Below are 14,980 nucleotides of genomic sequence, written 5' to 3'. Positions count from 1 at the left end.
CATATTTACCTTAATGAACATTACATCAGAGTAGTATTATGCGCTTAGTAACGGTTCTGTTCTCTTCTTTTCTGTTAACTTATTCATCCTTCTCATTAGCATCTATCCAGATTTTGGCAACGCGTGTGATATTAAATGCTGCTGAAAAGGAACAATCTTTTGTAATCAGGAATGTAGGCGAAAGTCCTTCGCTGGTCCAACTATGGCTATCAGGTAAAGACAACAACGAAATGAAAATTCAGGATGACTTACCGTTGTTTATCACGCCACCAGTAGGCCGAATTAATGTCAGTAAGCGTAAGGTTTTTCGCATATTTTCTACGGAGAAGGCTTCGAGCACTTTACCTCAGGATCGTGAAAGCATGTTCTGGATAAATGCGCTGGATGTGCCTGAAATCGACACTAAAAATAAAGAAAAAAATAAGCTTAACATGGCTTTTCGTACCAGAATTAAGCTTTTTTACCGTCCTGTGAATATGGAAGGCACCTTAATCTCAGCCGCTGAACAGCTAACCTGGAAAAAACGCAGGTCAGGCAAGGGTTATGAATTTGTCGCAACTAATAATTCTCCGTTTCATATTACGCTGGTAAATATAAAGTTAAAGCAAGGTGATAATATCATCGCCATGCATTCTGGAGAAATGATCTCACCCTATGCCTCCCAAATAGTTACGTTTAAAGGAATGGAAACAGCGAATGTAAATGCACTTGAGTATGATTACATTTCTGATTTAGGTGCATTTGTTAATATCAAACGTCAATTATGAAAATGAAAAAAGAGAAGGCGGCAAAGGGTAAAAAAGCTGCCCTGATTTTTGTATTAAGCGCGTTAGCTTCAGCCAATATTGGTGTAGTTAATGCAAGTGATGCTTCTAGCGATCAGCCAGCCAGGCCAGAGCCGCAAAAAAAGAACATTACTAAATTCAACGCGCGCTTTCTGGCTGATTTTAATAACACCATTGACCTCTCTTATTTTGAACAAGAGGATAGCATGCCGCCAGGAAAGTATCGTGTTGATATTATAGTGAATCAGCAGCGTTTAAACACGTTTCAGGTGGTTTTTATTCATCTGAACGGGAATGTCGTACCCTGTTTCCCGGTTAATGCTCTGCTACAAACCGCCGTCGATAAAACAAAGCTGCCTGTTAATTGGGCATCCTCAGAATGTATTCAACTGGCAGATCTGATTCCTGGCGCGGTTGTTAATTATAATTATGACGATGAGGCGCTATACGTCACCATACCCCAGGCTTATCTCATCGATCGCCCGGAAGGATTTATCGATCCAGAACGCTGGGAGCAAGGAATCAATGCGCTAAGCATGAACTACAGCCTCAACGCTTCTGATGTTCACTATCGTAAGGTCACCAACGGGAAAAGTAATCAATATTCATTGTATGGCAGCCTGGCAAGTACGTTCCGTCTGGGGCACTGGCGTTTTCATACTTATGATATCTGGCGTGGCGGCAGTGAGTACCATGAAGGTTTCCAGCATCAGTTGGGGTATGCAGAACGCGCCATCGCTTCTCTGCTTTCTGAGCTATCACTTGGCGACATTACCACCTCCGGCGAGACGTTTGAAAATACGTCGTTGCAAGGTGTAATGCTACGCAGCGACGACAGGATGTATCCATGGACCGTCAAAGGCTATGCGCCGATTATTCGTGGTGTAGCTAACAGCAATGCCATTGTAACGGTAAAGCAAAACGGCAGCATTTTGCTGGAAAAGAATGTGCCGCCCGGCGAATTTAACATCTCAGATATTTCTGCACTGGGTTACGGCGGCAATCTGGATGTCACGGTTATGGAAAGCAATGGTGAAACGCAAAGCTTTACCGTGCCTTACAGCAGCCTGCCGCAGCTTATTCGTGAAGGATATTACCGTTATTCTTTAGCGGCAGGGCGCATACGCGATCATATCCGTCGGGAAAAACCGCTGCTGCTGGAGTCCACTCTGGCTTATGGGCTGAATAATACGGTTACGCTATATGGGGGAGTACAAACCGCACCAGAAAAAAGCTATATGGCGGTGGATAATGGTCTTGCGCTGAACACGGAGCTGGGCGCTTTCAACATAGAACTAACGGAATCATTGTTTAACGGCGAGCGTGACAGCCAACAGCACAACAGTATCACGAATAATGCCCGACTGAAAATGGGGTATGCCCGGCGGCTGATGGCGACCAATACAGCAATTAATATAGTGGCTTATGCTTTTTCTGGCCGCAACTATCACTCGCTTAGTGATGCGCTATACGCCGGATATCGTGATAACAGGCGCAATGATTACTATTCTGCCGGGCGATCTAATCATCGTCTTGAGGCAAATATTTCGCAGCCGCTTTCTGAAGGATGGGGTGAGCTCGACTTCTCCGGATGGTGGGAAAGCTATCGAGGAGATAACAAAAAAAAATCCTTCGCCTCCAGTTATTTTCTGGGATATCGCAATAGTTACGAAAGGGTAAATTACAGCTTTTCTGTAAACCGTATTTTTACCCGAAATAATCAGGCGAATACCATTTTTTATCTGAATTTCTCAATGCCTTTTGGGTCGGTAGATCGTAAGCGACCTAAATTTAATACCATGGTTAGCTATAGCAGTGAAGAGGCGAGATTACGTACTGGTGTCAGCGGGAGTCATACTGGTGAAGATTCAATCTCAAATTTTAACGCTTATTTTAAACAATCAAACAAAACGCTCTCTAATTTCGATCTTAATATAGGGCACTCCGGTAACGCATTGCAAAAAAGCATAAGTTATAGTCAGGGCATGAACTACTACTCTGGCGCTATCTCCCTGAGCGGCGGGGCAGTAGTTCATCCTGATGGCGTTAATTTTTCGCCATGGCTTAGTGACACTATTGCTCTGATAGAAGCTCCCGGTGCTGAAGGTGCAAGATTAACCAGTAACCGGCTCGCGAAAGTTGATAGCCGCGGATATGCTTTGGTCAGTACTGTTACGCCTTATGAAGAAAATGTGATGACGTTGGACTTAAAAGGCACCTCCGCCAGTTTTGATATAAATGAAAACGGTAAAGTGACCGTTCCAACGGCTGGCGCGCTGGTTAAGGTTGTTTTCCCCTATCACGTAAATAAAAGCATTTTAAGTCGCGCTAAATGGGAAGGTGGCGGTTATTTACCGTTCGGCATGCATATTTATGATGCGGCGAATAATGTAGCAGGCATTGTTGGGCAAGGCGGTATCACTTTGCTTTCCCTACCGAAAGAAAAGGGCGTATTCAAAGTACATGGAAAAAAAAGCAATGAAGAGTTTTTCTGTGAAATAAATGCCGAAAATATATCAGAGAAAAAAGATGACACCGATCGGATAGAAACACTTATCTGTTATGCAGATCATAAGGAGGTGGGATAATGGTTGTTATTAAGGTGATGTGTCGGTTAGCTATGGCATTTTTTATGTGGCTTATGATAATGCCTGGTATAAGCCAGGCAGCCTGCAGTCTGGCGCAGCCTTTAGAATTCTATCTGCCTGATATTGTCCTCACTCCTTCACAAAAAGGAACGCCCGGAACAATACTTTATAGTTACAGAACGTCTCTTCCTGGCATCAGTTACTCCTGCGGTACAAATGTTTATTCCACCTGGCGCTCAAGTTATGTGCGATCAGGGTTTATTAAAACCAGTATCAATAATGTATACAGCACCGGCATTGCTGGCGTTGGCGTTCGTATTAAATGGCCCGAGTCACGTGGCACAAATGCATGGGTACCTGGTTCGTATCAATGTCAGGGAACCTGTACCGAACCGAGTGATACACTGTTAATTGAATTTGTGCAAACAGGAAACAGCCAAAGCGGAATAATTACTCCAGGGTTACTAATGGAAGTAAAGGTTTCGCCTGACAGCGATCCCACACAGGGAGTAACGTTATTACGCCTGCATAATAATAATATAAGGGTTCAGATACGCTCCTGCTCCATCATCGCAACTTCTAATCATATCGAACTGGGCGACTACTTTTTACCCGACGTCAAAAAAACTGGCTTCACCGCCCCTAAAAGAGAATTTAGCATTACCCTTGACTGCCCCAACCCCAGTACCGCACAAATTCAATTTGATGGTATTACGGCATGGGGGCAAGACCCCTCGCTGTTAAAAAATCAGGGTGATGCTAAATACGTTTACGTAAAACTCCATAATAAATACGCTGCATGTGCTAAGTGTTACCGCGATCTCAGATTGAATGAGTTAACAGATTTTGGTAGCGCAGCACCTTTTCAGGGGACGCGTAAAGTTAATTATGCCGCAGAGATGTATTTTGACGATGCTAACCGGGACAAAATAACTGCGGGCAGAGTGGAAGCCAGCATGGTCTTTACGCTTACAATAAACTAAATGTGAAGTAAGATATGGAAATCAAAAAAAAATGGTTAGTTATGGCGGCAGTAGCCGCTGCTTTTCCTGTCAGAGCTATAGATAGCTTGCCTGTTATTTCAGACGCACAGCGGAGTCTTGATCGTTTACAAAAAAATGAGCAAAAGGAATTTATTGAGCAAGAAAAACAGCGTGAAAAAGTTTATCAAGCTAATGAGGCAGCCAGAAAAATTGATGATACGGAAAAATTTATCTCTGCGGGACATCGCTTTAAGATAAAAAAAATCATCATTACGGATGATAAAATATATGATGACTCTCCGCAGCGGAACGCCATCATTGCCCGCTACCTTGATACGCTTATGGGTGAGGCCGAAATACTCAGTCTTACTCGCGATCTCACTAATTTTTATATCAGCAAAGGCTATGTTACCAGCCAGGTTACGATTGTGCCCGGTTCATTGAGCGATGGTACGCTGGTATTAAAGGTGTTGTGGGGGAAGATCGCCGGTTTTCTTTACAATAATGAAAATCCCAGCTGGCGCGATAAAATGCGTCAATTTAGCGCTATGCCGTTTTCTGAAGAAAAACGGCTCGCGATGATAGATATTGATCAGGCGCTGGACAATCTGCTGCTTATGTCATCGAATGATAAGCTCAGTATTCAGCCTGCCGAAGCAAGCGGCTACTCTTTTATTAATCACCAGTCAGATGGTGTCTTCCCGCTTTCTGTCTATTTGGGCGCAAACAATTCAGGGTATCGTAATGCGGGATGGTATCAGTATTCTGTTAATACCAGCCTGAAAAATATTATTGGCCTCAATGACACGCTTTCTTATTACTACGCCTATAACGATCTAAAGGCAAAAAGTGATAGTCAATCGGTGAAAAGTTTTTCCGTTAATTTTCCACTGGGCTACTGGAAATTTGATGCTTCCTTTTATCAGTCGCAGTATGAAAAGCTGGTCGGCGGACAATATGGCGGCTACCGGAGCTATGGTCATTCCAAACGCTTCTCGTTTAAAACCAGCCGTATGCTTTTTCGTAATGCCATCGGGAAAACCAGCGCTTACTTTAAAGTAGAAAACCGCAAAAACAGAAACTTTATCTTTGATTATCCCATCGCGATATCCAGTAAAGATTACACGCATTTTACTTCAGGTATGAGTTGGGTTGGCAGCCTTGCGGGGGGATGGGGATATATTGATCTAGGCATGACAGCAGGAATTCCGTGGTTTAGCGTACCATGGAAAGATGATGACGATTTAACCGGTTTCGATTTGGATTATAAAAAATATAATGGTTCGATAAGCTGGTCCAAAAGGATGTCTGATTTCTTTAATGGCCGCGTGGGACTGGATTACGATTTCAATGGTGGATTCCAGTTTTCAAATGATGTCATGGTCAGCGATGCAAAATCCAGTATCGGTGATGAATACACGGTTAGAGGCTATAAAGAAAGTGCTGTCTCTGCGGAGCGAACAGCCTGGGTTGCCAATACGGTTAAATTACCCATTATTATTAATTTTGCCGGGTTATACAGTATTACGCCGTTTGTCGGTTTTGATATAGGAATGGCACGCAATAACTGTCCTCCGTCGGTAAAAACGTGCACACATGATTATATGAGCGGTGCTGCGGCAGGCATTAAGTTGGCAGCCAAAACTGTCTCCACTTCTTTTACCGCAGGCTGGCCGATGAAAAAGCCAGCTTCATTGCAAAACGCTAATATCGATAACTATACGCTTTATTTTAGTGCCAACATTGGTTTTTAATTTTAAAGGAATAATTTATGAAAAGGGAAAAGAAAGCGAAAACTGCAACCTCTATATTCAAGCTTTCACCGCTTGTGCTGGCTATGACGGGTTATTTTTCCGCACCAGCAACTGCCGGGGTTGTATTAAATAACGGTGACAACAAGAGTCCAGGCTTAAACACATCGGCTAATGGGACGCCGGTTATTAACATTAATAATCCAGACAAGAATGGGCTGTCACATAATAAATATAAAGATTTCGATGTAAGCGATAAGGGCATCATATTTAATAACAGTACCCGCGACGGCGCCTCTAAAATCGGTGGGTTTGTGATAAAAAATGACCGCCTTAAGCAAGAAAGCACCGCTATTCTGAATGAGGTCACCGGCGCAAAAGGTAGCCATCTTAACGGTGCGATTGAAGTATTTGGCCGTAAAGCAGATGTCATTATTGCGAATGAGAACGGCATTACGGTAAACGGTGTTTCAACCGTCAACACGCGAGCGCTGACCTTAAGCACCGGACGGGTAAATGTCGATAATGCTGGGCAGGTGAAACTGGCGGTAGAACGTGGCGCTATTAATGTTGAAGGAAAGGGTATCAACACTGATGGTCTCTCCTATTTTGATCTGATTAGCCGCAGCGCCCAGCTAAAAGGGCAAATTGCCGGAACTGCAGATGTAAAAATCGTTACGGGTCTGAACGACTACGATACTCAAAGCCGACAGCATAAAGTGCGCAGCTTAACGGCTAAGAATACCCCGCGGGTCGCCATCGCCGGGTCGGCGCTGGGCTCAATGTATGGCAACCGCATCGAACTGATCAGTACGGAAAGCGGTGCGGGCGTCACGCACGCGGGCAGCCTTATTGGCGGTAAAGGAATCAATATTTCAGCGAACGGTGATATTCAGCTTGCTGGCGTCATGGCCAAACAGGGTGATATTCACATCAGCGGTAAGAATATTGCTCTGACGAAAAACGCGGACACAGGGATTGGTGGCATCAATGCGCATGGCGATGTGGTACTTACCGCGTTACAGCATATGATGCTGGCGGCAGATACCGTTACTGAGCAAGGCACTATTCGTATCAATGCTTCTACGCTGCTGCAAAGCGCCGCTGCGCTGATGGCTAAAAACGGTAATCGCCAGGCGGCAAATATTGATGCGATAAACATCAAGGTGACTGATAGCTATACGCTACGTGGTCAGCTTTATGCAACACAGCCCGGTAGCGATAAAAAGTTAGCTAATGCGGTTATCCGGCTACGTAATGGAAAATATGAAGTCCTGGTGAATAACCGCGTGGTTCCCAACGCACAGGTGGTTTCTGATGCCAGCCTGGAAACGGTTGCAGGCAATATCCGCATCAACGCTGGTACGCTGGATAACCAGAGCGGTCTTATCTCAGCGAAAAAGGGTCAACTGGACTTTAACCTGAGCCGCACGTTAATCAACAATGGCCTGGTTCAGGCGCAGGGCACGCTCTCTTTACGTAGTAAGCAATTTAAAAACCAGGGCGTATTCAATACCAATGATAAGCTGTTGCTTACGCTTGGAAAGCTGGAAAACAGCGGCGCCTTGTATGGCCAGTCGATTAACGTTGATACGCAGGAACTGAACAATAAAGGCATCGTGCTGGCGGAAAATGGCGATCTGCAGCTGGAGGTGAAAGGCGCTAACGAGGCTGTAAATAGCGGTGTGTTACAGGGGCGTAATAATCAGATAACGGCTGCAGGTACGCTGACTAATCAGGGGACAATCGCGGCGGAAAAAACGTTAGGCATTAACAGTGAAAAACTGGTTAACCATAAAGAAATTAAGTCGCAGCAGGATATCAAGCTGAATGTAGCTAAAAAAATTGATAACCTCGGCAAAGAGACGCTGATCGTTGCGCAAAAAAATGTTGAAATACAGGGTGTGGCGGGGGAGAAAACACTACTTATTAATAACCAGGATGGGGCGCTGATACAGGTTTCTGAAGGAAGCATTGCGGTTCATGATGCGCATCAGGTAAATAATAGCGGCTCTATTCTGGCGCGCGATAACATTACGCTTGATCGAACCCATCAGCTTAATAATCAGCACGGCCTGATTCAGGCGGGTAATCTGCTGTTGAGTAATCTCGAACAGATCACCAATGAAAAGGGCGGTACGCTTTTCGCCCAAAAAGCTTTGCAGATAAAAAACATAGGTAAAATTAGTAATGACCGTAGTTCTGTTTCTTCTGAAGGCCAGCTGACGTTTGATAATGTTAAACAATTGATTAATAACGCAGGAAAGCTGGAAGCTAACGGTCGCGTTGCCTTAAATGAGATTACCACTCTGGATAACCAAAACGGCGCTGGCATTATCTCTTATTATGATAATTTGTTGCTGAAAAGTATTACTAATCTAAATAATCTATTAGGATCTTCGATTTCAGCGCAGCAAGGCCTTGCTCTGAATAACGTTAATAATATTAAAAATGTTGACGGTGGCGTAATAAGTTCAGTGGGTAATGTAGAGATAAATCAGGGGGCGCGACTCGATAATCAGGGACAAATTTTATCAGGCCTTTCATTAATTATTAACAATGTAGACAAACTGGTTAATGAGGGTGAAGGTGCGCTGCTTCAGGGGGTAAGTATCCTCTTTAACGGCATTAAGGATATTATTAACCAGCAGCAAGCAGGGATCCTTGCTGAGGATAAACTCAGCCTGCTTAAAATTACTACGTTAATAAATCAAAGCGCAGGCTGGATTCAGAGCGAACGAGCAAATATTAACGCCGACGAAATCATTAATAGCGGCGAAAACAGCTGGATTTATGCAGGTAAAACGCTGGAAATTAAAGGTGATAAGTTAAAAAACGACGATCAAGCCAGTATTAATGTGGGTGACAAGCTTTTAGTCGATATTAATAATGTGGAAAATGGTAATTACGCCGTAATTAATGCGGGTAGCCTTGATGTAACTGCCGACAATTTTATCAACAATGCCATTATTCAGGCTGATGCGAACAACGCAACCAGCTTAATGAATGTTGGTGCGCTGGATAACTCAGTGGGTAAGATTATAAGTAAAGGCAGCTTAAAAATTGATGCCGATGTACTCAACAATAAAAACGGTGGCTATATTGCAGGCTCGAAATTACTTGACCTCAATTTGCAGGGGGATGTTAACAATGCTGACTATGGTACGCTTATTTCCAATGGTAAATTGGCCGTTACCACAACCGGCGACATTACGATTGATCAAAGAATCGAGACATTAGGCCAACTTTACCTGAAGGCGAAAAACATCATTAATAAAACGGCCGCTTTCAGCGCGCAGGAGATCCACTGGATAGCGATCAATATCATTAATGATGTCAACGCAACGATCTTCGCCATGAAGGATATTATCCTGAATGCAGATAATAAAATCACTAATAGTCTTAACGGTAATATTCTGAGTCAGGACCAGATCCATCTTAGTGGAAAAACGATCCATAACCATGCTGGCACTATCCGCTCTGAAGGCGATATGTGGCTGGATGCAGAAGTGGTGAAAAATGAAAGTACCTATACCGGGATGGACTGGGATTATTCTGCGTTACAAGAAGGAAGCGGTGTGGAAGAGCACAATGGCTTCCTTTATTGGGAAACTTTTTATACCGAAACCAAACTGCCCGGGCTGGCCTCAGACATTCAACTTAATCAATTGGCAGAAATTTCTTCTGGTGGAAATATGCAGATTAACCAGCGGAGCAAGGGTGCAGCCAGTCTGGTTAATCAGGGCGGGATAATTCAGTCCAATGGTGATATGAATGTCCGCGGAGATATTATCAATGCGCCAAAATATGTTTCTAATACGTTAGAGGATTATCTTAAACATAAATTAACAAACTCTTTTCGTATTAAGATCAAAATAACCAAAGCAGCTTCCACTTGGGAATATTTTACTTTTAATAGCACTTATGCACTGCTGGAATTCCTTTTCAATGGCGGCAATGCTACTGACCATTCGGGCCATTTACACGATTGGTCAGGTGAGCAGGAATATTTTCGTGAAATGAGCCTGAAATCTTTTAAAAAGGCGGCAAAGGAAAATAAACAATTTGATCTGATCATGAATAAGATATTTGGTGAGACATGGAAGGCTGACTCATTTAAAGATCTGAAAAAATCCTGGAAAAAAATTGTCTCTTCTGACAAGCTGAAAGAAAGCAAATTCTATTTCCTGCCTTCAGAAAAAGCGACTATCTCTGCCGGAGGGAACTTTACTCACACTGGCGGTACGTTGAACAATGGTATTGCCAGTGAAGTTGGTGAAAGTATTCGTAAAAACACCACGGTAAACGTTAAGGTTGATGGAAAAGATATTAAAACCATTGAGCAAGGCTATGATATTTCATTCAATAAAAAGAATGTTGAAGAAATTGCGATGGGTATCAGCTCGCTGCCTGCGCTAAGTGAATTAAAAAATATCCAAGGCTTATTCGAAAAGTCGCAGGCATTCTATGATAGCCAGAAAAAAACGCCTGATGTAGGCGGGACACCGGGAAATAAAGTTATTCCTATGTACGAAACACGTCCTGAAATGATCAATCAGGATAATTTTTATGGCTCCGATTATTTCTTTAAAGAAATAGGTTACAAGCCAGAGCAGCCCGTTATCGTTATTGGTGATAACTACTTTATTTCAGAACTTATCCGTCGCCAGGTCACCGAGTCTGTTGGTAACTATTATCAGGTGAAACATAATGTTGAAGGGGCGGACATGGTGAAAATGCTGGTGGATAACGCTGGTGACGTGATAGAAAACGGTAATATTGCTGGTCTGGAAGTAGGTAAAAAACTCACCAAAGAGCGAATCAATAAGCTGGATAAAGACATTGTCTGGTTTGTTACGGAACAGGTAGATGGTGTTGATGTTTTAATACCGCATGTTTATCTGGCCAAATCTTCATTGCATGATATTGAACAGGATAGCGTCACCGGGGCCGCCAATATACATGCTGGCGGTGACGTTAACGTTGCGGCCAGTGAGATAAATAATAATAATGCCGTAATTAGCGCAGGTAATAATGCCAACCTGACGGCTGAAAACAATATTAATTCCATTAGCAGCGGGATGGACGGCGGCATCGTCGCAGGCAACGATGTTAAGCTTCACAGTAAAAATGGCGATATTACTAACAGCGGTAGCCAGATCGCGGCTGGAAATAATGTTTCTGTTATTGCCGATGAAGGCAATGTTGACCTTATTGCCAGCGTAGGCAGGGATGGCGAAGGTAAACAGCAAATCGGCACCTACACCGATGGGGTTACCGCTGGAAACAATATCGAAATTGTGGGTAAAGAGATTAATGTCACCGCAGTTGATTTAACCTCAACCGGATCGGCAGACAGTGAAATCAAACTGAAATCTACGGAAGGCAACGTTAACTTTAATGATGTCCATGAAGTTTCTTCCTCCTATGACAGCACATCTGAAGAAACCGGTTTTTTGTCCAGCCGATCCACGGAAACCATTACGGTAGATGCGGTAGCAAAAACCGCAGGAGTCAATACCAGCGGGAAATTTATTGTCGATGCTAAAGAAGATGCAGTGTTCCACGGTGGCGACTATAACAGCGGAAGCGGCAGCATTAAGGCGGGTAATGATATTATTACCACCACTTCCCAGGATCACCATATGAAGCAAACCAGGGTGACCGAATCATCATTTGAGATCGGTTTTTCTTCCAACGTTCCCGGCATGGATAAAACCGAGGTAAAAATTAACTCTCTGGACGGTGCCAGTGAAAGTCATAACATGGATTATGAAAGCGCCGGTTCGAACTCCAGCCTCAGCAATACCAATGGTAAGCGCCCCGGTGCAGCGCCAACCGCTGGCATGGGCGGTTTTCACGCTGGTCTTAAAACCACTACCACTACGACAAAAGACAGCTTAACAACCAATAAAAACGCTAACTTTAACTTCATTAACGATGCTGAGATCAGCGCGGGAAATACGCTTGATATCGGTGGCATGGATCTCAGTGTAGGTGAAAAGGGTACCGCTAATATTTCGGCTGATAATATTATTTCAACCAAATATAAAGACGTTGAGATGCATGATGAAAGCTTCGAGGAAACCTTTGTCGGTATTAAAGGCGAAGCGCATAGTTCGGTGGTAGACGCCGCCAGTAAATATGCAACGCTGGGTAAAAAAGCGGAACAGGAAGGTATGAGCGTTGATGCAGGGATGACCACGGCCCAGGTGGCGGGTGATGTCTCTAACCTTGTATTGAACGATGCCGCTGGCGGATCGGTCAGTATCGGCTGGTCGAAGACCACGGAAGATAAGAAATCGATTACCACGAAAGAGAATATTAATAATATCAGCGGTGGAAAAATTAATATTTCCTCTAATAAAGATACAACGCTGAAAGGCGTTGAGATCGCCGCCAGTGAAGTTAATGTGGCGACTGGCGGAGACTTTTCTTTAAGCGCCGCTGAATCAACAACCAGCGAAAGTACCTCTGGCTCCAAACATAATGCTGGCGTCTCTATTGGCATGGGCGCCGGGCTGACAGGCGCAGGGGCAGGGGCATCCGTTGATTATTCAGGATCAAACAGCCGATCGAATGATGATTCGACCAGTTATAAAAATTCCACCATTAACGCAGGCAACGTTACGCTCAAAAGCGGTAACGATGTCAATTTAAACGGGGCGAATATTATTGCGGGCACGGCTGATCTGGATGTGGCAGGCGATCTTTCGATAACCTCCGTTCAGGATCAAAGCACATCAACCGCCAGCAGCGAAAACTGGGGCGGCTCGGTGGGTATTGCTATATCAACATCCGGAGTATTACCGACCGTATCTGCTCATGGCGGCGGCGGCAGTGAAAAACATACAAATAACACCACGGCCCAGCAAAGTGGTATTCATACTGGCGGGGAACTGACAGTTAAAACCGGCGGCGATATTAATCTTGCGGGTAGCCATCTTATTTCTGACAGCAAAGAGGGCAGCGTTGATGCCGGTGGCGCAATCAACGTTAAAGATATAACGGATGAGGTTGATTCCCGCGGGCTTTACGGCGGCGGTGGCGGCGGCATAAGCTATAAAGGCACGCCAATGGTGAACGGTTATGTTGATAAACTGGACACTATTCACCATGAAGAAGATCAACACAGCACGATTAATGTCGGAATTAAGAATGGCGAGGTGAAGGGCAAACTGAATACCGATGCCGATAACCTTTCTACCGTAACGGTAGATGAAAAAACGGCAGGGAATAATATCTCCTTTACGGTCGGTCCGGTTAAGGTGCCTGGCGCTAAGAAAAAAGGACAAGCTACACTCGATACGCCGGATCTGCCGTCTCTAACGCAGCCGTCAAAACCAGCGAAACCCTCAAAACCAGCGAAACCCTCAAAACCGTCAGGAGATGGGGTTGATGGCCCGGTGAAACCAGCGCCTGCGCCAGCGAAGCCATCAAAACCAGCGAAACCATCGAAACCATCAGGGGATGTGGTTGATGGCCCTGCGAAGCCAACGCCAACGCCGTCTAAGCCTGCGCCCTCTACGGTGGAAAAAACCAAGCCTGCGACCGACCATGCGATTGTGGAATCGGTGCCGGTAACTAAGCCGTCACATACACAGCCAACGCCGTCTAAGCCTGCGCCCTCTACGGTGGAAAAAACCAAGCCTGCGACAGACCATGCGATTGCGGAATCGGTGCCGGTAACTAAGCCGTCACATACACAGCCGATGCCGCCTAAACCAGCGCCAGCGAAACCTTCGAAGCCGTCAGGTGATGCCGTTGACGGGCCTGCGAAACCAGCGCCAGCACCGTCTAAACCGACGCCAGCCGATCCTAAAAAGCCTGCGGTAAAATGGCCACCGGTAACACCGAACAAACCGATTATTAGCAGCCCAGGCGGCTCTTCAGCGCCGGGCGGGTTTGGCGGTCAGGGTTCCGTTAAGCCAGCAACCAATGCGCCGGGCGGCGGCACGCACTCAGACGTTACCCAAAGCGCTCAACCGGGCAGGGCGGGCGGCGGATCTGCGGCACCGGCGATAAAATGGCCGACCGTTAAGCCACCTAAACCGATCACCACCAGCCCAGGATCATCAAGCGCCGTAGGCGGTTTTGGCGGTCAGGGCTCTGTGAAGCCCGTATCTGATGCGCCGGGCGGCGGCACGCGTTCGGATGTTACGGCTGCGGACGCGCATCAGGCGAGGGTTAATGCACCAGCATTAGGAACAACGCCTGGGGTGGCGGGCAAGTTTAATTTACCCCCGACAAACAATACCTATGCTGCGGAAATGGCCTGGCCGACGGTGCAAACGAACGCCTCTTCGCTAGTAAGCCTGGCATCATCACGCTATCGGGACGCTACAACGGCCTAAGCGTGATGAGATCCTCGGTTTATGCGGGGATATCGGCTGTTCCTGCACAGGCCAGCACGGATATTTAAGCTTTAAGGCTTGCTACAGACCGGATTGTAATCAGAAAGATCTCTTGCCAACAGGGATCTTTCCAGCCGCATAAAGCACAAGAATTGTGGGTTAACTCTTTGCCCTGAAAATTGGCTTGTATTTGCCTGGCAATACGTCCATAATCCGTGCCCTCTTCACCACCGGTGGAGGGTGCGGGTTAATTTTTAATAGCTTTGTACGCAGGCTTAGCGGGCATTTATCACTCGTTAAACCACAGCAGGCTAATCACTATCCTTACGATAAAAGACATCACCTCTCTTGCCTGAGAGACAAATGTTATCCACAGCGGGAAATGGCGTCAGCCACGCAATCAGCGCATTTAATTAAATGTGTTTAAACAGACTTATCCACAGGATAGGTTTCTCTGCGTCTGAAGAAAACTGGTATTGTTTACTTACATTAGTCAGATAACTAATTGAAATATATGAA

The 14,980-nt window shown here is 45.2% G+C and carries 5 protein-coding genes; all 5 read left to right on the top strand.

From position 1 onward, the window contains the following. Nucleotides 1–38 precede the first annotated feature (38 nt). Genes J2X14_RS18670 through J2X14_RS18650 form a run of 5 tightly spaced genes read left to right on the top strand, consistent with a single transcriptional unit; the run spans nt 39 to nt 14,461 of the window. On the top strand, nt 39–767 hold the full coding sequence (locus J2X14_RS18670) for a fimbrial biogenesis chaperone (RefSeq protein ID WP_352412671.1): 729 nt from the start codon (nt 39–41) through the stop codon (nt 765–767). After that, complete coding sequence (locus J2X14_RS18665; RefSeq protein WP_352412670.1) at nt 764–3,373, top strand: fimbria/pilus outer membrane usher protein; 2,610 nt, start codon at nt 764–766, stop codon at nt 3,371–3,373. Before J2X14_RS18670 ends, J2X14_RS18665 begins: the two co-directional genes overlap by 4 nt. Continuing rightward, a complete protein-coding gene (locus J2X14_RS18660; RefSeq protein ID WP_352412669.1) occupies nt 3,373–4,356 on the top strand; it encodes a fimbrial protein in 984 nt (327 codons plus the stop codon). The genes J2X14_RS18665 and J2X14_RS18660 overlap by 1 nt, the downstream gene beginning before the upstream one ends. A gap of 14 nt (nt 4,357–4,370) precedes the next feature. Beyond that, nucleotides 4,371–6,110 (top strand): ShlB/FhaC/HecB family hemolysin secretion/activation protein, encoded by a 1,740-nt coding sequence (locus tag J2X14_RS18655; RefSeq protein WP_352412668.1) that lies wholly within the window; start codon nt 4,371–4,373, stop codon nt 6,108–6,110. Between the two features lie 17 nt (nt 6,111–6,127). Beyond that, complete coding sequence (locus J2X14_RS18650) at nt 6,128–14,461, top strand: two-partner secretion domain-containing protein (RefSeq protein ID WP_352412667.1); 8,334 nt, start codon at nt 6,128–6,130, stop codon at nt 14,459–14,461. Nucleotides 14,462–14,980: the final 519 nt, after the last annotated feature.

The organism is Mixta sp. BE291 (genome assembly GCF_031457955.1).
Lineage (GTDB): Bacteria > Pseudomonadota > Gammaproteobacteria > Enterobacterales > Enterobacteriaceae > Mixta.
Note: the sequence above shows the minus strand (reverse complement) of the source record. Positions and strands in the feature narration are given on the sequence as shown.

Bases quoted from the DNA above. Each gene is read 5' to 3' on its own strand.
- J2X14_RS18665 (WP_352412670.1), top strand. From the start codon at position 764: ATGAAAATGAAAAAAGAGAAGGCGGCAAAGGGTAAAAAAGCTGCCCTG.
- J2X14_RS18670 (WP_352412671.1), top strand. From the start codon at position 39: ATGCGCTTAGTAACGGTTCTGTTCTCTTCTTTTCTGTTAACTTATTCA.
- J2X14_RS18655 (WP_352412668.1), top strand. From the start codon at position 4,371: ATGGAAATCAAAAAAAAATGGTTAGTTATGGCGGCAGTAGCCGCTGCT.
- J2X14_RS18660 (WP_352412669.1), top strand. From the start codon at position 3,373: ATGGTTGTTATTAAGGTGATGTGTCGGTTAGCTATGGCATTTTTTATG.
- J2X14_RS18650 (WP_352412667.1), top strand. From the start codon at position 6,128: ATGAAAAGGGAAAAGAAAGCGAAAACTGCAACCTCTATATTCAAGCTT.